Origin of the sequence: Streptomyces sp. NBC_00162 (genome assembly GCF_024611995.1) — a bacterium.
Classification (GTDB): Bacteria; Actinomycetota; Actinomycetes; order Streptomycetales; family Streptomycetaceae; genus Streptomyces.
The window spans coordinates 8,318,762-8,337,478 of record NZ_CP102509.1 but is presented as its reverse complement, the minus strand read 5'-3'; the positions used below and the strand labels follow the sequence as shown (position 1 = coordinate 8,337,478).

The following is an 18,717-nucleotide window of genomic DNA, read 5'->3' as shown; positions in this document are numbered from 1 at the left end:
ATCCCACAACTGCGACCCCGGCAAGCTGCGCCCTCGATCGGCCGCGTCCACGCGGCCTGATCAGGCTGCACACGACTCGGCAGGCTCCACGAAGCTCACCAATCTGACGAAGACTCGCATGGAGAAGATCAATGTCGCTGAAGAAGATCAACACCGTCCTGGCCGCCGCCTTCATCCTCTTCATCCTCTGGTTCGGGACGGAGTACATCCTGAGCCCGGAAACGACAGCGCCGGGCTACGGCCTGCCGAGCTGGCCGTCCGGCGACGGCGACGGCTTCCTGATCATCAAGGGAATCCGCGACGTCGTCATGGCCCTGGTCCTGGGCATCCTGCTGGTGACGGGTCACCGCCGGGCGCTGGGCTGGGCGCTGCTGGTGGAGGCCCTCGCCGCGTACGGCGACATGGCCAACGTGCTGGCCCACCAGGGCTCCGTGGCCACCGCGCTCGGCGTCCACTGCCTGACCGCGACACTGATGGTGGTCAACGGCCTGCTGATCATGCGCGAGACCCGCAACGTCGCGGCCGCTCCGGAAACGCCCGCCCCGCAGCCCGCCTAGCGCGGATCGGGCCGTGATCAGTCCGTGGTTTCGCCCCGTTCCAGGCCCTATCCCGGTAGACCGTCGTGCGTGACACGCGCGCAACTGACGGACGAAGACTGGGAGTTCATAGAGCCGCACCTGCCGATCGGCGAGTACGGCCCGTAGATGCCGAGCGAGTTCGGCGCCTGGTCAACCGTCTCCAACCGCTCCCGCCAGTGGCGTGCCGCAGGAGTGTTCGAAGCCCTGCTGGAGGACCTGATCGCGGAGGCGGCGAAACCGGGCGAGGTGGAGCTGTCCCTGGTCAGCATCGACTCCACCACCCTCGTCCAGCCGGGACAGGTAGACGACCAGGCCGCGGTCGTCGGTGGACCGCGCGCTGATCCCATGGCCCCCGCTGCGCACGGCGAACGAAAGGCCCGCCGTCCGGCTGTGGGCGAGGGCGGTGGCGATGTCCCCAGGGCCGCGCACGCGCAGTACGGCGGCGGGTGAGCCGCGGCGGGTGTAAGTGTGCCGCAGGTCGTCGTAAGCCGGGTCGCCCCGCAGTACCGCGATCGATTCGAGGGCCGCGGGCAGGGGCGGCCTGGGGGTGCTGTGTGGGTGGTGTTCATGGCTGCCTCGCGGGGAGGTTCGTTGCCGGTCCGCGGGCGGGTGGTCACCGCGGCGGGCTGGTCCGCACGCCGTGGGCGCGGGTGACCAGGTACTGGAGCGGGTCCTCGGTGCCGGGAGAGGCGAGCACGGCTCGCCGCTCTGCTGGCCGAAACACGCGCCGGCCTCCCCGCCGAAGGGTCGCTGTCGCCGGACCGACCAGGCTGCTGGCGGGGCGGATCCGGGAAAGGTGCCGGACTCCCGCATGACCGCGAAGCACCGAAGAGCACCGCGACCACCCGGCCACCTCCGCCGTCACGGCGTCAGCCGCCGTCCCGAGCTGACCGAACCGCTCCGCGCGCCCCCGCAACGTGCTGCTGCACTGGTCACCGCGCCTGCCCGTCACCAACGATCCGGGCAGCGCGTGTCCCGCAGACGCACGGCACCACGAAGAGGCAGGCCCACCATGCCCACCATCGGCATCATCGTCGGCAGCACCCGACCCAACCGCGTCGGAGACCAAGTGGCACGCTGGGTCCTCGACCACGCTTCGCGCCGGACCGACGCCGGCTTCGATCTGCTCGATCTGCGCGAGCACCCCCTCCCCCACCTCGACGAGCCGATGCCGCCCTCCCTCGGCCAGTACCAGAACGAGCACACCCGGCGCTGGGCCGAGACCATCGCCGCGTACGACGGATTCGTCATCGTCACCCCCGAGTACAACCACGACATCCCCGGTGTGCTCAAGAACGCCCTGGACTACCTGTACGCCGAGTGGAACAACAAAGCCCTCGGCCTGGTCTCCTACGGGGCTGCGGGCGGCGCACGATCCGCCGAACAACTGCGCCTGGTCGCCGCCGAACTCCAGATGGCCGACGTACGCCAGCAAGTCGTGCTCTCTCTGCACACCGACTTCGAGAACTTCAGCGTCTTCAAACCCGGCGACCACAACCTTCATGCGCTGGACACCATGCTCGACCAGGTCATCGCCTGGACCGCGGCTCTCGCCCCGCTACGGACCGCCCCCGCCGTCGCGACCTGACCGGCTCGGCCGCGTCGACCGCAGTGGCCCTCCGCCACACCAACCGACCAGCCCACACGAACGGACTCACCATGACCAGATCCCCCGCCGATCTGATGCGAGTCAACCTTCTCGAGGTCTTCAACGAACCCGACCCGGACCGCCGGGCCGCGGTCATCGCCGAGAACTACGCCGAGGACGTGGTGTGGCACGAACCGGACCACATCAACCGTGGGCTCACGGACTTCGCGCGCCGCGCCACAGAGTTGCTTGCCGAGAACCCGGACTGGGTCTTCCGACCCGCAGGCGCCGCTTCGGGGCTCGACGACATCGGCCACCTCGGTTTCCAGTACGGCCCGGCCGACGGTCAACCACCGATGATCAGCGGCATGGACATCGCCCGCACCAGGGACGGCGTCATCATCGAGCTCTACACGATCGTCACGGAGATCCGTCAGCCGTTCTAGGGCAGAAGCCGCTGCCAGAATGGCCCGCTCACAGCTCAACGGTGTAGCGGAGCACAGACCGGAGAGCGGCACCGCTCGGCGAGGAGCTCCGGTGCGCGGATGTTCGCGCGTATCTGCCAGTGCTGATGCAGCGCTGGGCCAGGGACCTGCTGTCCACCCACGAGCAGACGGAATCCCCATGACGCTGTTGCGTGGCTGTCGAAGTCGTTGCGAAACCGCTTGGAGGAGTGGCGATCAGGTACCAGGCCCGCTTGGACCGCCAGGCGGGCCGGGACACCGCGCCGCCCAGCGCTTCCACGCCCCACGGGACCTGAGAGTCGGACATGAACTCGGCCTGAGCGCGGGGCAGGTCGCCGGCGAAGGAGTCGGCGAACTTATCGCGGTCGAGGAAGAGGAAGCCCTCGTCGGGGGGCAGGATCGGCGGGACGGGGGCGGCTGGGGGCGGGTCGGCGATCAGGGTGCTGACCGACTCGCCCTTGTCGGGGGCGAACGCGGCAACGTAGACGAGCGCGTTCACCTTCGGGTAGTTGCCGGCCTCGGTGATCACGACGCCGCCGTACGAGTGGCCGACCAGGGTCACCGGTCCCGGAAGGCGGTCGATCACCTGCTGGGTGGCGGCCACGTCGCCTTCGAGGGAGAGGGTGGGTTCTGCACGACGGACACGTGGTAGCCGTCGGCCCTCAGGGCGTCGTACACGCCCTGCCAACCCGAGCCGTCCACGAACCCACCGTGGACGAGCACGACATTCCCGCGCGGTGCGTCGTCGGTCATCTTTCCTCCAGTGCTCTGCGGGACCGGTCCGCTCGGGCCGTGCGGCGAAGATACGAAAGCGGCCGATTTCGCCGCTCCGGTTGTCTGTCGTAATTCCGGGTGCCGGACGCCCGGGTGGCACTGCCGCTCCAGGCGCATCAGCGCGTCGCACCGTTCCGGCCCGGGAGGTCACTCCGGCTCCAAAGAAGAGCTGGCAGAGGGTAGAGGTGGGTGGAGACGGTTCCCGGAGACTGGGCCACAGTCTCGCCGCGGGGAGCCGTACAGCCGGGGCTGCCGCAGGCGCGCAGTTCCTGGTTCACCCGATCGGCTCGACCGGCGCCAAAGCCCTGAGCAGGTGCCCCTCGGTCAGCAGGGCCGGTAGGACGAGATCTTGTTGTCGATCCAGGAGGGGATCGTGGCCCACCACTCGCCGGGGCCGATCCTGAACTCGAGACCGCCGTAGTTCTTGTGCTCGTAGAAGCACATGGAGAGGTTCGTGCTGTTGCCTATGGAGGAGGTGGTGTCCTTCCCCGACCCCGTGAGCTCGGCGACCTGGACGGGAGCGCCGCTGGGGTAGACCGGGATGGAGTAATTGGGGTTGGCGTAGATGAAGACACCGGCGAACGCGGCGGCCGGAGTGGCAGTCGCCACGACGCCCGTCGATGCAGCCAGGGCGCCTAAGGCGCCCACTACGGCCAGGCGCTGCTTGGTCTTCCGCAGGAACGACATGAACTCTTCCTTCTCTTCAGGGGAGCAACCCGACCGTGGAGCGACTCGAGCCGGGCCGGATGGAAGCCGTACCGTGACGTCATGCAAGACTTTTCTGCAAACATTGAAAGGGTTTCACGGGAACAGCGGGCCGACAACTCCCCTGCACTGAAAAACAGTTCCTCACGCACGCGGATGCTCGGGAGGACACCGACGCCGGGATCGCTCGCGCCGGCGCGTGGCCGGCCCTCGACCTACGTGATCCCGGGAGAGTGGAACCGGTCGTGGCCTAGATCAGGCCTCGTGTCGTCATCACCGCATCAAGCGGTAAAGCGGACCGGGCGGTCACGGCCCAGGGGCCGTCCGCCTGGCTCTGGCTGCGGCAAGTCCGGTCCAAGTCGCCGGCGACGCTGGGTTCTCCGGCACGACCCGCGTCCCCTACGACGCATCCTGTCTGCCTGATCCAGCAAGGTTCGTGGTCAACACAACGGCTGGAGATGTGTCGCGGTTCGGACCAGGTCGGCAACGGCTCTGGACCGGCTGTGCGGCGGCCATGCGATCACGGTGGTGACTGGCGGCGCATCCAGCACGGGCACGGCGGCGAGGTCATCGTGCAATTGGGCTCGGCACGACTCCGGAGAGACCGCGCAAGCACGGCCGAGCGCGACGAGCTGCAGCAACTGCGCGTGGTCGCGCACCTGCGGCCCGGGACCGGGCAGGTAGGTGCCGTCGGGGTTGGGCCAGCGTGGCAGCGGCAGGCCGGGCAGCCCGCTGATGTCGGCCATGCGCACATGGGGCCGAGCCGTGAGCGGATGCCCGGCAGGCAGGACCACGACCTGATTCTCCGTGCCGAGTTCTTCCGTGTCGAACCCGGCCGTCGAGTCGAACGGACGGTGCAGCAGCGCCACGTCGGCCCGGCCCTCCCGCAGAAATTGCTCCTGCTGGGCCGGACCACACAGGATGACGTCGACAGCAACCGCGCCGGGCTCGGCGGCGTACGCATCGAGCAGTTTCGCCAGCAGTTCGCGGGACGCGCTGGCCTTCGCGACCAGGACCAGGCCAGGACGGCCGGGCACGGAAAGGGCGGCACGGCGGGTCCGGCGCTCGGCCGCGTCGACCGCCTCGAGCGCCGCCCGGCCCTCGGCCAATAGCACCGAACCGGCCTCAGTCAGCGTGACAGTGCGGCTGGTCCGATCCAACAGTGCTGCCCCCAGCCGGCGTTCGAGCTGCTGGATCGCCCGTGACAGAGGCGGCTGCGAGATCCCGAGCCGCTGCGCGGCGCGCCCGAAGTGCAGCTCTTCGGCGACAGCGACGAAATATCGCAGTTCCCGGGTCTCCATACGGCTACGCCCATCCGGTTCCATACCCTGCCGGTATCGATGACCACCTTATCGGTCTTGGACCCCCACCGGGGCACGAGGACAGCATGGCCCCATGAACGAACGAACGATTGCGCTGGTCACCGGCGCGAACAAGGGAATCGGCTACGAGATCGCCGCAGGCCTGGGCGCCCTCGGCTGGAGCGTCGGCGTCGGCGCCCGCGACGATCAGCGCCGTACTACCGCCGTGGCGAGACTGCGCGCGGCCGGCGTCGACGCGTTCGGCGTACCACTGGACGTGACCGACGACGCGAGCGTGACCGCCGCCGCACGACTGATCGAGAAACAAGCCGGACGCCTCGACGTGCTGGTCAACAACGCCGCCATCACCGGCGGCATGCCGCAGGAACCCACCCGGGTCGATCCCGCCACCATCCGTACGGTCGTGGAGACCAACGTGATCGGCGTCATCCGCGTCACCAACGCCATGCTGCCGCTGCTGCGACGCTCCGCCTCACCTCGGATCGTGAACATGTCCAGCAGTGTCGGCTCCCTCACCCGGCAGTCGGGAACCGCTGCTGAGCAGCAGACGACGGGGCCGGTGGCCGTCGCGTACTCGCCATCGAAGACCTTCCTGAACGCCGTCACCCTCCAGTACGCCCGCGAGCTGAGCGGCACGAACATCCTGATCAACGCCGGCTGCCCCGGCTACGTCGCGACTGACCTCAACGGCTTCCGCGGCGTGCGCACCCCCGAACAGGGCGCGGCCATCGCCATCAAACTCGCCACGCTGCACGACGACGGTCCGACCGGCACGTTCTTCGAGGACGCCGGCGAAGTGCCCTGGTGATGTGCACGGCGGACGTGTAGAGGACGCAGCGCTCACCCGCGCTGCGTCCAGCAGCTGCGGCAGTGTCCCGGGGGCGCTGGACCTGTTCTTTGCGGACGGCTCGCGCTACTCGAACAGCTCCGTCCACAGGTCAAGGAACGCCCGCAGGGGCGCACTCGGCCGGGTACCTGCGCGCCATACGAACACCTTCCGCAATCGGATGGCGGGCTCCAGCGGCACGACGACGAACCGCGGGTCTGCGGCGAGGACCGGACTTGCGTGGGAGGTGAGAGCGATGCCGATACCCTCGGCGACCAGCGCGAGTTGGAGGGCGACGTCGTTCGTCGCGTAGGCGATGTCCAGCCTCAGTGCCTTCGCGGCGAAGGCCTCGCGGATGTACGCGTGCACGCCGCTGTCGGGGCCGTAGCTGATGACCGGGCCCCGGACCGCCTCGTCGAGGGTCGGCGGCTGGGCCCTGCTCTACGCCCCGCTGAGTGCATGGTGGTGGCCTGCTGCCCCGCTCGTCGCTGTGCTCGCCCTGACTGCCAGATACCGCCTCCGCAGCGCCACCGGCGCCTACGCCCGACTCTTGGAAGCCGCCGCTCGCCTCCACGCCACGGACCTGGCCATCCAGCTCGGCATTGACCAGACCGGCCCTCTGGACTCCGCTCTCGGCGACGCCCTCACCCACCAGCTCAACACCTGTACCCCCAGCCCGCCCACCTCCGGCAGCCATTTGCGGACCTACAGATCAGTCGCTGAGTCCCTGACCGTGGACGGGCCGCCGGACTCACCGTGACCCGGCCGCGCCCCGGCGGCGCTACGGAACCGGTCCTGGCGGTCCACGGGGTCCTGCGCGGCCAGTACGGCCTCATGAGCACGTAGTCGGCCCGTGAGCACACACAGCGTGAACACCGCTTCAGCGTGTCCTCCAGCGGAACTTCCCGCCGCCGACCCACCTGACCTCGTCCTGGTCGTCCAGGTCGTGGATCGTGATGCCGCCGCGCGCGGCGATCAGGAGCACGTCCGTCATGGACCGGGCGGTGCTGACCACCTCGCCGTCGATCTCCACGATCCGGAACGGCGGGTCACCGGGCTGCACGCCGAGTACCGTGACCCGCGCCGTGGGCATGTAGGGGCTCGCGCTCTCTGTCATGCGCAACTCGCCTCCACTTCATGACCGGGGCACCAGGATCCACCCGCCCCGTACTGCGCCTGCCCGGGTAGGGGCGGTTCATTCACAGGAGGGGCACCGGCAGGAGGCCGGCGATCTCGAGCCCCGGTTCGGTACGCCGCGCCATGCTCGGCCAGCGCCGGCAGGTGCTGATGCCGCAGGCCTGCGTACGGCGCAGGCCGCCCTGCGCAGGCGACTGTGGCTGGAAGTCGTCCTGGCCCATCTCCGCGAAGTCCGGCGTCCTCGAACCATTCACCACCACCCGAGCTCCGGTCGGCGCAGCCGGGTTCTACGCGCTCTTGGGGCCGCAGCGCATGCCGATGTAGACGCAGCCCGTGCCGTCGGGCAGCGTGGAGAAGACCACGGGCGTGTAGTCCTCGCTGAATGCCGCGCCCACTCCCGTACCGGCGAAGACCGTTTCCGTCACCGGCAGCAGATCGATCTGAAGGGGCTCGGAGAAATCCTTCATGCCGTCGACGAATTCGTACAGCGCGTGGCCCGCGCCGTCCCGCTCGGTCACGGTGATGACCACGCCCTCACGACGGTACGTGCCGACCAGCCGTGCGAAGTCGACCACGGGCGGCTGGGCGGGCGGGGCGAAGGGCTCCGGCATGGTCACCCCGGCGAGGTCGGCGAGGAGTTCGCGGTAGAGAGTCGCGTACACCTCCCGTGCGCCACCGCCATTGGTGAGCAGCGCGACCGCGACGCCCGCCGACGGCACCACGCGCAGGTAGCCGTACTGCCCGATCGAGGCGCCGTCGTGCCCGTAGCCCTGGACGCCGTTCCAGTCGTACAGGGTCCAGCCCAGGCCCCAGCCGTCCGAGCTGACCGTCCACTTGTCGGGACAGTCCACCACCCGGCGCTGCATCAGCGCGACCGTCTCCTCGGAGAGCACGCGCGTGCCGTCCTCGGCCACGCCACCGGCCAGGTGCATCCGCGCGAGCCGGGCGAGGTCTCCGGCAGTGGCGATGACCCTGCCGTAGGGTCCCGCCGAGCGCGGCATCAGGTCCCATTCCGGTGCAGGGTCCGGGTCCTGGCCCGGCTCGCCCAAGTGCCCCATCGCCGCGCGGAACCGCAGCGCCTCCTCAGGCAGCGTCATGGTGTGCGTCAGGCCGAGCGGGGTCAGGAGCAGGTCCTTCAGCGCCTGGTCCCAGATCTTGCCGGTGACCACCTCGATGATCCGGCCGAGCACGTTGTAGCCGACGCTGCTGTAGGAGATCACGGTGCCGGGCGGGCAGTCGAGCGCCACGCCCTTCGCGGCCTCGACGTACTTGGCGAGGCAGTCGTCACCGCGTCCGCTGTCGTGCGTGAAGTCACAGGTGAGACCGCCGGTGTGGCTGAGCAACTGGCGTGTGGTGATCGCCCTGGTCGCCTCGGGGTCGGCGACCGAGAACTCCGGCAGTACGTCCACGACCGGGGCATCCAGGTCCAGTTCACCTGATTCGGCGAGCTGCATGATGAGGGTGGCGGTGTAGACCTTGGCTATCGAGCCCATCCGGAAGACCGAGTCGGTCGTCGCCTCCACGCCCGTTCCGCGGTGCAGCACGCCGCTGGCCAGTTCGTGGACGGTCCCGTCGACGAGGAGCGCGAGAGACGCGCCCGGGACGTGATGCTTGGCGCGCAGAGCATCGAGGCGGGCCTGCCAGTGGGCGAGGTCCAGATTCCGGCCCGCAGAATCCCGGGACCCCCACGCGCCCGTGGCGTCCCAGTTGCCCCGCTCGTCCCAGCCCACATTGTTCGACATGCCTGCTCCCATCTGGTGCGTACAACATTCCCTCGTTGCGAACACTGCACTCAGGTCGGACCGTTGTACGCATCATGCGTACGGCTTGCGCCCACGGTGAGACAAGCGCGGGACGAGCGGGAATGATGTGCGGCCTCGGCGCCGATGGGCTCTGCCCTGCGAGCCGGTCGGGCGCCTGATCGCGGTCGCGGACGCGGACGTCGCCGACGGCCTCGCCAGCCGCGCGGACCTCAGCCGCGAGCAGGCGGTCGACCTGGCCACGAGAGTCGAGGAGAGCGCTGTACGACTTGCGTATGAGGGCCGGTTGGCCGCTGCCGACATCAACCCCCTCACACAGCCGCAGGCCGCACTCGCCTTGCTCGACGAGTGTTCCGGGACCCGGAGTGGGCGGCTCTTCGCCCAGCACCCCGACGCCTGGCACCGGGCGAAGCCGGCCGCCTGTCCCGGGCTTCCGTCCGATGCGCGCGAGACACTCGCCGCCGATCCGGACGTACGGGTCGTCGCGGAACTCGCGTTGTGGACCACAGCGGACCTGGCGACCCGTCTGGTCCCACCCCCATGCCGAGGTCCGCCGCGCGGTAGCGGCCAACGAGGCGACACCACCGCAGGTCCTGGCCCGCCCTGCCGGAGGACCTGACCAGACACATACCGCCCGCTCAGAAGGCACTGCGCGAGGTCGCCCGGCACCGCGACGCGACCGGCCCAGCGCTGCTCGCCTGTTTGGCGGACAGGCAGGCACGGCGGGTGGCTGCCGGGCATCCGGCCCTGCCGCCAGAGGTCATTGTCGAACTGCTCTCCGACCACGATTCGCACACATGTCGAGCGGATCTGACAGGGGTGTTCCCGCTAAGCAGGGTCGGGCTCGGTGAATGCTTGTCGGCTGTGCACGAGCAACTCACGCACCGCGGGGCTGTGTGTGCTCTTCCAGATCAGGGCGAGCAACGCGGGTGTTTCGAGGTCATCGATGGTGCGGGCGGTGAGGCGGTCGCGGTAGCGCGCGGCCATGGAGTTGCTGAGGACGGCGACGGCGAGCCCGCGGGCAGCGAGGTCGGCAATGGCATCCGCGGCGCTGGCCTGCAGGGTGATCGCGGGTCGGAGGCTCTGTGCGGCGCAGGCCTGGTCGAATACCGTGCGCAGGCCGGTGCCGGGCGGCATGCACACGATCGGGTAGGCAACCAGGTCGTGCAGGGTGACCCGCCGCTGTCCCGCCAGGGGTGCCCGGCCGGGACTGCCACGACGAGCCGCTCGCTGATGATGGTCAGCGCGTCCAGCCCGTCGGGGGTGGCGGTTGCGGCCCCGATGAGTGCCAGGTCGATGGCGCCGGCGCGCACCCCCTCGACGAGCCGGTCGGAGTTGTCCTCCAGCAGCGAGATCTCCACACCGGGATGCGCTTGGTGGAACGCGGCGAGGGCGTCGAACAGCGGCGTGAGGGTGCAGCCCATGACCATCCCCACGGTTAGCCGACCTCGGATCAGGTCGGTCACCTCGCCCACCGCTTGACCGAGGGCCCCAGCGGCGGCGAGCGCGGCGCGGGCGTGTTCGAGCGCGACCCTTCCCGCGACTGTGAGGGTGACGGTGCGCGGCGACCGGTCGAACAGCTCGGTACCGAGCTCACGTTCCAGCTGACGGATCTGGGCACTGACGCCGGACTGACTGATGTGCACCCGCTCGGCCGCCCGGGTGAAGTTCTGCTCCTCGGCAACCGCCACGAAGTACTCCAGCTGCCTCAGCTCCATGACTGCAGATTCTAGCTTCCAGCAGACTCATCTGTTGGACTTCTGATCATTGGGCGCCCACGCTGGGAAGCGCTGAAGCCCGACGTCAGGAGGAACCCATGCCGGAGCATGAGAAGGCCATGCGGCCCGAGGACATCACCCGCTTGTTCGTCGCACGATCCAACGCCGGTGATGCGGCCGGGGTCGCCGCACTCTACGAAGAGGATGCGGTGATGGCCTACCCGCCCGGCAGCCAGACGGTGGGCCGGCAGGCGATCCGCGCGCTGTGGGAAAAGGTGCTGGCCAACCGTCCCCGCTTCGAGCCGGAACAACCGCTGCCGACGCTGATCAGCGGCGACATCGCCCTCACCTCGACCCCGCCGAAGGACGGGGCCGGCGCCCAGGCCCAGGTCGTCCGGCGCCAGCCTGACGGAAGCTGGCTGCGCCTCCTCGACCAGCCCGAGTTCGTCCAGCCCACCCGCTGACCTCCGCGCCCCCATGAGTTCGCGAAACGGTTCTCAACGGCGCAGGTCGTCGGCTCAGGGTCTTGACTGCTCAGCCGGCTCCCGGAGCCAGGTGGAAGCGGATCGGGTCCGGCAGCGGGCGGCGCTCGTGCGGTGGGAGCATGTCCCTGCGCTCGAACCATGCGGTCAGCCGGGCTCGCGCCTGTTCGTCCCGTTCCCGGGACCGGCCGTCGGCTGCGCCGGAGGGTGTCGTGCCGTGACCTGCCGACTCGGCCTCGGCGGGCGAGATCTCGCGGAGCAGCACCCGGATCGGCCCTTCGTCGTCGTCCGGCGGGCTGAGCGCCAGGACGGAGAAGGCGGTTCCCGGTGGGAACACCACCTCGGGCTCGGCGTCCGGGCCGGCGAACACGGACGTACGGCGGCCGGTGGTGGACCAGATGCCGAACTCGACGGGACCCTCCAGGTCGGCGTCGCACGCCGCAATGGCAGCCACCGGGGCATGCTCGACGAGCAGGGAGCCGGGCATGTACCGGTCCAACGGGACCTCTCCGGCCGGGGCGGCCAGCATGACGGCCCCGTAGTGGCCGGGCAGGCGGCGCAGGCCCGAGCCGAGACAGCGCAGCAGCGGGGTGAACGGCCCGGGCTCCGCGGTTCGGGCGGCCGCGGCCAGGTCGGCTCGGGAGGCCGGTTCGGGGGTGTCGGCCTGGTAGAGCGCGATGGCGACCATGTCCGGCTTGAGGTCGTCCTGCGGGGTGGAGCGGAGAGCGGGCAGCCGGGTGGCGAGCAATTCGGTCTTGCTGGCAAGGAGGTGATAGCGCTGGCCGAGCAGCTCCTTGAGGGCGGCCCGGTCTTCGGGCCCGCTCTGACCGCCCGGTCCCAGGGCCGCCTGGGCGGGGACGGCTTCCGTGGAGGCGGGGGACGGTGACGGCGCGGGCTGCGCCGCCGGTGCGGGCGCGGAATCGGGGGTCGGCCCCGGGGCGGACGTGCGCGGCGCGGGCCGGGCCGGGGTCTGACCGAGCCAGTCCAGGCCGTGCGCCGTGGCGAACGCCCGCGTCGCGGACTCGTCGGCCCGGTTGCCCTGGACCAGCAGGCCGTACGGAGCCGCCGCGCCCAGATCCGGCAGTGCGGCCAGCACCTCGGGCAGCGCCTCCCATACCTCCGGGGCGATGTCCCGGTCCCGCTCCCCCACCACCAGCACCGGCCGGGCCGGATCCCGGTGCAGCATCCTGGGCCAGGGGTTGGCCGAGCGGCCCACCGGGCGCAGCCAGAGCCCGGCCGGCACGGTCTCCAGCACCCAGCCCTCGGTCCCGGTCCGGTGGACGGCCGGGCCGAGTGCGTCGAGTCCGGGCAGCCGCAGCCACGCCGAGGGCACCACGCGACGGTGCCCGGGCGAGGCGGTGAGCTCGACCAGCAGGGGCTGCCAGGCGGGCGCGCCCCGCTCGTCGAGGAACGAGGTGGCGTAGTCGTCGGCGGTGCGCACGGGCAGGCCGATGGCCGCGCGCACGTCCCGGCCGAGCCGGGCGGCCAGCTCCACGGCCATGGCGGTGAGTTCGGCCGGGGCGGCCCATGGGGCGCTGAGCAGCAGACCGTTCCGCTCCGCAGCGGCTTCGGGTACGAGGTCCAGCAGCTCGGCGGCGGGCAGCACCGGCCGTTGCGGTGAACCCACCCCGAGGAGGAGGTCACCGGGCCTGACACCGATCAGCGCCTCGACTCCCTCCGGAACCCCGCCCAGCCAGAACCCGCCCGGGACCGGCCGGTGCCCGGGACCGGAGCGCAGTACGACGCCGATTGGGTCGGTCCCGGACCCGTGAGCGCCGTCCTGGGACTCGGCCACGACGGGTACGGGCGGAGCGGGCGGCGGGGGCTCCTCGGGCTCAGTGCCCACGGCCGGCTCGGCGGGCTCCGCGACGGGCGTCTGCACGGCGGGATCCCCGTCCGGGGACGGCTCTTCCGGCGCTTCCGGCGTCTCCAGGCCCGACAGCAGGTCCGGCAGCAGGTCCGACCGCGGGTCCGGAACCGCCCCCCATCGGGTCCGCCTCCCGGTACCTCCGGCGGCCAGGCCGGGCCCAGTCGGCGGGAGGGAACGCCCGGTTCGGACAGCCACCAGGTGCCCGGCGGCGCGACCTGCAGGGAGCCGTCGGGGTCGACGGTGACCATGCCGTCGGGGGCGATCACCGGGAAGCGGGCCGCTGCCGCCACCTCTTCGACGGGCCGACGGCCATCCGGGCCTGCCGCGGCGAGCCCGGACGCGGCCAGCACCAGACGGGCCGCGCCGCGTCCGGCCGCGAGGTCGACGAGTTCCCGCAGGGCGCGGCGCAGAACCGGCGCCGCGTCCGGCGCCGCAGCCAGCACCAGCACGGCGTCGGGAAGCGGGTCCAGCCCGCCGAGGGCCGCCGTCAGAGCGGCTTCGGCCTCCTCCGGGGCGATGACCAAGTGCGGGCCGACGGGCCACAGCCTCGATCCGGTGGGCGCATCGATGGAGGTGAGCGGCTGGGTGATCATCCGTCGGTTCCGATCTGCGGGTTCTGGCTGTCGGAGTCGAGCAGCGGAGTCTGCAGCTGCACCGTGCGGCGCCGCGTGATGTGCAGCGCGCGCCCGGCCGGCAGCACCTTCGGCTTGGTGCCGCCGAAGAGATAGCCCTCCGTCGGCGGGCACGACAGCAGCACGGCCGGGGTGTTGACGTCCTGGAGCTTGCGCAGGAGCTGGTCCCCCATGGCGCGGCCTGCCCCGTTCGCGGACCGGGCGACGATGACGTGCAGGCCGATCTCCACGCCCTGGGCCAGGTGGTCGAGGACCGCGGCGAACGGGTGTGCCGACACCGCGCTGCCGACCAGGTCGTAGTCGTCCACGATCACGAACAGCTCCGGCCCGCTCCACCAGTCGCGCGCCCGCAGCCGGTCCGGGGTGATGTCGGCGGACGGCACCCGGTTGGCCAGCGCCCTCGCGGCCCCCGTGACCATCTGCCGCACGGGGTCGGCGGAGACCGCGTAGCCGAGCCGGTATTCCTCGGGCACGGTCTCGTACATCTCACGCCGGAAGTCGACCAGCATGATGCGGGCCTGGTCGGGCGTGTACGCGCGCATGATCTGCGTGGTGATGTGCTTGAGCAGGTTGGTCTTGCCGGACTCGCTGTCGCCGACGACGATCAGGTGCGGGTCCTGCGAGAAGTCGTGCCACAGCGGCTGGACGTCCTGTTCCTCGAGGCCGAGGGAAATCCGCAACGAACCGTGCGGTTCGGGCAGTTCGGCGGCGTCCAGTACCAGTGGCAGCATGCGGACCTCGGGGGCACGCGGGCCCGTCCAGTGGTCGGTGACGACGTCGACCAGGTCGCCGAGGCCTTCGCCCAGGTCGTGTGCGGTGCCGATGCCGTCCATCCGCGGCAGCGCGCACAGGAAGTGCATCTGGTCCTCCGTCAGCCCGCGCCCCGGCACCTTGGGCACCTTGCCCGCCGCCCGCATGTTGACCACCGAGTCCACCGGGTCGCCGAGGCGCAGCTCGAACCGGGTCTGGAGCTGGTCGCGGAGCGCACCGGTGATCTCGCCCCACCGCGTGGTGCCGACGAGCAGGTGGACTCCGTAGTTGAGGCCGCGCTGGGAGATCAGGGTGAGCGGCTGGACCAGGTCCATGAACTCCTGGCGCAGGGTGTTCCAGCCGTCGATGACCAGGAACACGTCTCCGTGCGGGTCGTCGGGCAGGTCCCCGGCCGCCTTCTTGCGGCGGAAGGCGGCGACCGAGTCGATGCCGAGCTCGGCGAAGTACTTCTCGCGGCGGGTGATGACCGAATTGACCTCGGCGATGGTCCGGATGACCCGATCGGGGTCGTGCCGTCCGGTGATCCCGCCTACGTGTGGGAGGCCCCGCAGGCCCGAGAGGGTGCCGCCGCCGAAGTCCAGACAGTAGAACTGCACTTCGGCCGGGGTGTGGGTGAGCGCGAGGGCCGCCACCAGGGTTCGGATCAGGGTGGACTTGCCGGACTGCGGCGCGCCCGCCACGCCGATGTGCCCGTCGGCCCCGCCGAGGTCTGCCACCAGCAGGTCGCGTACCTGCTGGAAGGGGCGGTCGACAAGGCCGACCGGGACCTTGAGGGCCCCGCGCAGCCCGCCCTCGACGGTGAACCCGTACTCGGGGTGGGGTGCGATCGGAGGCAGCAGTTCGTCCAGCGTCGGCGGTACGTCCAGGGGCGGCAGCCACACCTGGTACGCGGGCGGGCCCGCGTCGAGGAGGCGTTCGGCGGCGATGTCGAGGAGCGTGCGGGTCTCCTCGGCCTCCTGCTCCTGTGCCTCCTCCGTCGCCTCCGATGCGGCGGCCGGCAGCGTACGGGGGGCGACGTACTCGGTGCCGAAGGCCACGACCTGGCCCTCGATCAGGGCTCGTTGGGCGGCCGGCTGCCGCTTCTGCTTGTAGGAGCCGGAGACGTAGGCGGCCTTGAAGCGGGTGAGGGTGGAGATGTCGCTGCGCAGGTAGCCGTTGCCGGGCTGGGAGGGCAGCTGGTAGGCGTCGGGAACGCCCAGGACGCCCCGGGATTCCATCGCGGAGAAGGTGCGCAGGCCGATCCGGTAGGACAGGTGGGATTCGAGCTGGTGGACGCGGCCCTCGTCGAGGCGCTGGGAGGCGAGCAGGAGGTGGACGCCGAGGGAGCGGCCGAGACGGCCGATCATGACGAAGAGGTCCATGAAGTCGCGGTGGGCGGCCAGCAGTTCGGAGAACTCGTCGACCACCACGAAGAGGGTGGGCAGGGGGTCCAGCGGGGTACCTGCGGCTCGGGCGGTCTCGTACTCCAGGAGGGAGGAGTAGTTTCCGGCGGAGCGCAGGAGTTCCTGCCGGCGGATCATCTCGCCGTGCAGGGCGTCGCGCATGCGGTCCACCAGCTCGGCCTCGTCGGCGAGGTTGGTGATGACCGCGGACGTGTGCGGGAGGCGGTCGAGGCCGAGGAAGGTCGCACCGCCCTTGAAGTCGACCAGAACGAAGTTGAGGATCTCCGAGGAGTGGGTCAGGGCCAGGGCCAGGACCAGCGTACGCAGCAGCTCGGACTTGCCGGAGCCGGTGGCGCCGATCAGCATGCCGTGCGGGCCCATGCCGCCCTGCGCCGATTCCTTGATGTCGAGGTCGATGGGGGTGCCGTCGGGGCCGAGGCCGAGCGGGACCTTCAGCTTGTTCGCCTGGTTGCGCAGCGCCCACTGCTGTATGACGTCGAAACGGTGGAGGTCGTGGATGCCGAGCAGGGCGGTCAGGTCGAAGTCGGTGGCCAGCGGCTCGCCCGCGTCGACGCTGTCGCCCAGCCGGTACGGGGCCATGAGCGCGGCCAGCCGGGCGGCGGCGGCGTGGGACAGGGTGTCGGCGGAGCCGAGGACGGTGATCTCGTCCTTGCGGTTCCGGTCGGCGCCCACCATCTCCAGGGTGCCTTCCGAGCTGTCCGCGCCGCCCGAGCCGCCGGTGATCCGCAGCCGGAGGGTGAGCCGGTTGTGCTTCCAGTCCAGGGTGGAGCCGATGTCGATCACGGTGGCGTTGCGGTAGCCGCCGAGGGCCGCCCGGTGCGGGGCGGCGAACGTCGCCCCGTCCAGCACGACGACCGTGTACGGCTCGTCGCGGCTCGGGGTCGCGTCGGGTTCGTAGGGCGGCCGGGCGCCGAATTCGTCGCCCAGCAGCTGCTCCAGCTCGCCGATGGTGCCGGCGACCAGCCGGAGCGGGCCGACGCCGTCGGTCTCGGTCGGGTGCAGCGCGTGGGGCAGCCACTTGATCCACTCCCAGTGGGCGCGGCGGTCGGGCGCGGCGACCACGGCGATGCGCAGCTCGTCGGGTGCGTGGAGCGTGGCCAGTTGGGCGAGGACGGCGCGGGCCAGCGCGCGAACCTGCTCCTCGGGCCGCGCCGCCGGCCCGGTTCCGGCCGTCGACCCGGTTCCGGCCGCTGGCCCGGTCTCGGCCGCCGCCCTGTCGTCCGCGCGGTCGGGGGCCCGGATTCCGCCGACCCGGCACGGATCAGGACCTGCGCGAAGCCGCGCAGGTGGATCGCGACGGGTTGCCCGGCGACCGTCGCGTACGCGTGGATGAATCGCCGCAGGGCATGGGCGGTGAGCGGTTCGAGGTCCTCCACGGGCTTGGTGGCGAGCGGGGCGAGGCGCACCGCGAGCCGCTGCGACCCGACGGCGATCCGTACGTCGCTGAAGTCGGGATGGGAGGCGCGCCGCTCCCAGAGCCGTGACGTCCGCACCAGCGAGGCCAGTTCGGCGGGGGCCGGGTTGCGCCAGGCCAGCGCCTCTTGCTGGCTGCGGATGTCCTTGCGTACTTGACGCCGCATCTGGGTGAGGTAGCGCAGGTAGTCGCGCCGCTCGGCGGTGAGCTCCTGTTTGCGGTCGGTGTTGCCCCGGATGATCTGGGTGACCACCATGCCGATCGCGGAGACGGCCATGGTGCCCATCGCGACGTACGTCATGAGGCCGCCGTTGGGCCGCAGGAAGATGAACACCATGGACAGCGAGGACAGCGCCATCGGCACCATCGTGATGATGTTGCCCATCCCGCTCTGCTTCTCGGGCAGTACGGGCGGCTCCTGCAGTTGGATCTCGCCGTCCGGCATCTCGGGGCCCGGCCGCCGTGGTGGGCGGTTGACTAGCACCACGCTCAACGAAAATGCTCCTCACGCCTCGCCGGCCGACTGTGTTCGGCGGTCTCCTCGCCCAGGGGGAACGGGTGGATGGCGGGGGGCGGTTCAACGCACCACCGAGGCGGCCGGTGAACCCCGGGATCCGGGCACACGTTGAGTTCGCAGACGGAGCGGAAGCGGTGAACGGTTAGCGGTGAGAGAGTGTGTGCATCTACGGGTGGTCACCGGGCCATCGCGCCGGCCGGCCGCCACGGCGGACGAGGCGGAGCATGCGGTGCCGGCGCCTTGGCCGTGGCGGCGTCGGCGGTGGGAGACCGGTGTACGGGGACGATGACGCGGCGGCGGACGAGGTCCGCTCACTGCTGCGCTCTTGGCTACGGGACACCGTCCCCGCGGAAGAGGATCCAGAGCCTGCGGCCACCGGGACCGGCCTGGACGTGCCGGAGGCCGCCGCCTCCCAGGTGACCGACGCGGTGACCCGGCTCCTGGGACTGTCCGCGGCGCCCGGTGAGCGGCCCGTACCGCCGGCCGTGCCCGGTGCCCCGGACAGCCGGTCCGCGGCGCCCTTCGACGAGCTGTGCCTGCTCGCGCGCGTGCTGGTGGTGGAGGAGCATCCCTCATCGGCCGGTTGGACCGAGGACGAGCGGGAGGTCGTGACCCGCTGGATCGCCGTGCTCATCGGACGGCGCGGTGACGAGGGCGTCGAGGCCCTGCTGCGCGAACTGCGCCGGGCCCGCTGAACCCACCGCTGGGATCGGCCCGTTCATCTGGCCGCTGAGGGCGCCTCGCCCCGGATGGACA

General features: G+C 71.0%; 15 protein-coding genes and 3 pseudogenes. 8 read left to right on the top strand and 10 right to left on the bottom strand.

Annotated features, from left to right (window positions below):
* The first annotated feature begins 131 nt into the window (after positions 1-131).
* From JIW86_RS38425 to JIW86_RS38410, 4 genes are all read left to right on the top strand, one after another.
* Positions 132-557: a DUF4267 domain-containing protein gene (locus JIW86_RS38425; RefSeq protein WP_257558943.1), complete on the top strand. Its 426-nt coding sequence runs from the start codon at positions 132-134 to the stop codon at positions 555-557.
* A gap of 147 nt (positions 558-704) precedes the next feature.
* Complete coding sequence (locus JIW86_RS42270) at positions 705-1,028, top strand: hypothetical protein (protein WP_416237646.1); 324 nt, start codon at positions 705-707, stop codon at positions 1,026-1,028.
* A 562-nt stretch (positions 1,029-1,590) separates the two neighbouring features.
* On the top strand, positions 1,591-2,166 hold the full coding sequence (locus tag JIW86_RS38415) for an NADPH-dependent FMN reductase (protein ID WP_257558942.1): 576 nt from the start codon (positions 1,591-1,593) through the stop codon (positions 2,164-2,166).
* A gap of 71 nt (positions 2,167-2,237) precedes the next feature.
* Entirely contained in the window at positions 2,238-2,612 is a 375-nt protein-coding gene (locus tag JIW86_RS38410) for a nuclear transport factor 2 family protein (RefSeq protein WP_257558940.1), read from the top strand.
* Positions 2,613-2,640: 28 nt separating this feature from the next.
* On the opposite strand, the pseudogene JIW86_RS38405 reads toward JIW86_RS38410, so the two are convergent.
* The 3 genes and pseudogenes from JIW86_RS38405 to JIW86_RS38395 all read right to left on the bottom strand — a co-directional run bounded on the left by JIW86_RS38405 (position 2,641) and on the right by JIW86_RS38395 (position 5,410).
* A pseudogene (locus JIW86_RS38405) lies at positions 2,641-3,383 on the bottom strand (alpha/beta fold hydrolase).
* Positions 3,384-3,728: 345 nt separating this feature from the next.
* Positions 3,729-4,091: a hypothetical protein gene (locus JIW86_RS38400; protein WP_257558939.1), complete on the bottom strand. Its 363-nt coding sequence runs from the start codon at positions 4,089-4,091 to the stop codon at positions 3,729-3,731.
* A 458-nt stretch (positions 4,092-4,549) separates the two neighbouring features.
* Complete coding sequence (locus tag JIW86_RS38395; RefSeq protein WP_257558938.1) at positions 4,550-5,410, bottom strand: LysR family transcriptional regulator; 861 nt, start codon at positions 5,408-5,410, stop codon at positions 4,550-4,552.
* A 94-nt stretch (positions 5,411-5,504) separates the two neighbouring features.
* On the opposite strand from JIW86_RS38395, the gene JIW86_RS38390 reads away from it, so the two are divergent.
* Positions 5,505-6,239 (top strand): SDR family oxidoreductase, encoded by a 735-nt coding sequence (locus tag JIW86_RS38390; protein WP_257558937.1) that lies wholly within the window; start codon positions 5,505-5,507, stop codon positions 6,237-6,239.
* Between the two features lie 105 nt (positions 6,240-6,344).
* Here the strand turns inward: JIW86_RS38390 and JIW86_RS38385 are convergent, their stop codons facing one another.
* On the bottom strand, positions 6,345-6,650 hold the full coding sequence (locus JIW86_RS38385; RefSeq protein ID WP_257559606.1) for a LysR family transcriptional regulator substrate-binding protein: 306 nt from the start codon (positions 6,648-6,650) through the stop codon (positions 6,345-6,347).
* On the opposite strand from JIW86_RS38385, the gene JIW86_RS38380 reads away from it, so the two are divergent.
* The gene (locus JIW86_RS38380; protein WP_257558936.1) at positions 6,649-7,017 is read left to right on the top strand and encodes a hypothetical protein; all 369 of its coding nucleotides are present in this window, start codon (positions 6,649-6,651) and stop codon (positions 7,015-7,017) included. The two genes, JIW86_RS38385 and JIW86_RS38380, sit on opposite strands and share 2 nt — an antisense overlap.
* A gap of 120 nt (positions 7,018-7,137) precedes the next feature.
* Here the strand turns inward: JIW86_RS38380 and JIW86_RS38375 are convergent, their stop codons facing one another.
* The 4 genes and pseudogenes from JIW86_RS38375 to JIW86_RS38360 all read right to left on the bottom strand — a co-directional run bounded on the left by JIW86_RS38375 (position 7,138) and on the right by JIW86_RS38360 (position 10,872).
* Positions 7,138-7,374: a hypothetical protein gene (locus JIW86_RS38375; RefSeq protein WP_215149021.1), complete on the bottom strand. Its 237-nt coding sequence runs from the start codon at positions 7,372-7,374 to the stop codon at positions 7,138-7,140.
* 82 nt (positions 7,375-7,456) lie between these two features.
* Positions 7,457-7,651, bottom strand: a complete 195-nt coding sequence (locus JIW86_RS38370; RefSeq protein ID WP_257558935.1) for a hypothetical protein — start codon at positions 7,649-7,651, stop codon at positions 7,457-7,459.
* A gap of 30 nt (positions 7,652-7,681) precedes the next feature.
* On the bottom strand, positions 7,682-9,136 hold the full coding sequence (locus JIW86_RS38365) for a serine hydrolase domain-containing protein (RefSeq protein WP_257558934.1): 1,455 nt from the start codon (positions 9,134-9,136) through the stop codon (positions 7,682-7,684).
* An 846-nt stretch (positions 9,137-9,982) separates the two neighbouring features.
* Positions 9,983-10,872: pseudogene (locus tag JIW86_RS38360) on the bottom strand (LysR family transcriptional regulator).
* A 98-nt stretch (positions 10,873-10,970) separates the two neighbouring features.
* Between JIW86_RS38360 and JIW86_RS38355 the strand changes: the two are divergent.
* The gene (locus tag JIW86_RS38355; RefSeq protein ID WP_257558933.1) at positions 10,971-11,336 is read left to right on the top strand and encodes a YybH family protein; all 366 of its coding nucleotides are present in this window, start codon (positions 10,971-10,973) and stop codon (positions 11,334-11,336) included.
* 70 nt (positions 11,337-11,406) lie between these two features.
* Here JIW86_RS38355 and JIW86_RS38350 read toward each other — a convergent pair whose 3' ends face one another.
* Together JIW86_RS38350 and eccCb are read right to left on the bottom strand one after the other, a co-directional pair.
* Positions 11,407-13,236 (bottom strand): hypothetical protein, encoded by a 1,830-nt coding sequence (locus JIW86_RS38350; RefSeq protein ID WP_257558932.1) that lies wholly within the window; start codon positions 13,234-13,236, stop codon positions 11,407-11,409.
* Between the two features lie 577 nt (positions 13,237-13,813).
* Positions 13,814-17,181 (bottom strand): annotated as a pseudogene (gene eccCb / locus JIW86_RS38345) (type VII secretion protein EccCb); the annotation flags it as partial.
* Positions 17,182-18,233: 1,052 nt separating this feature from the next.
* Here eccCb and JIW86_RS38340 point away from each other — a divergent pair.
* Positions 18,234-18,656, top strand: a complete 423-nt coding sequence (locus JIW86_RS38340; RefSeq protein ID WP_257558931.1) for a hypothetical protein — start codon at positions 18,234-18,236, stop codon at positions 18,654-18,656.
* Positions 18,657-18,717 lie beyond the last annotated feature (61 nt).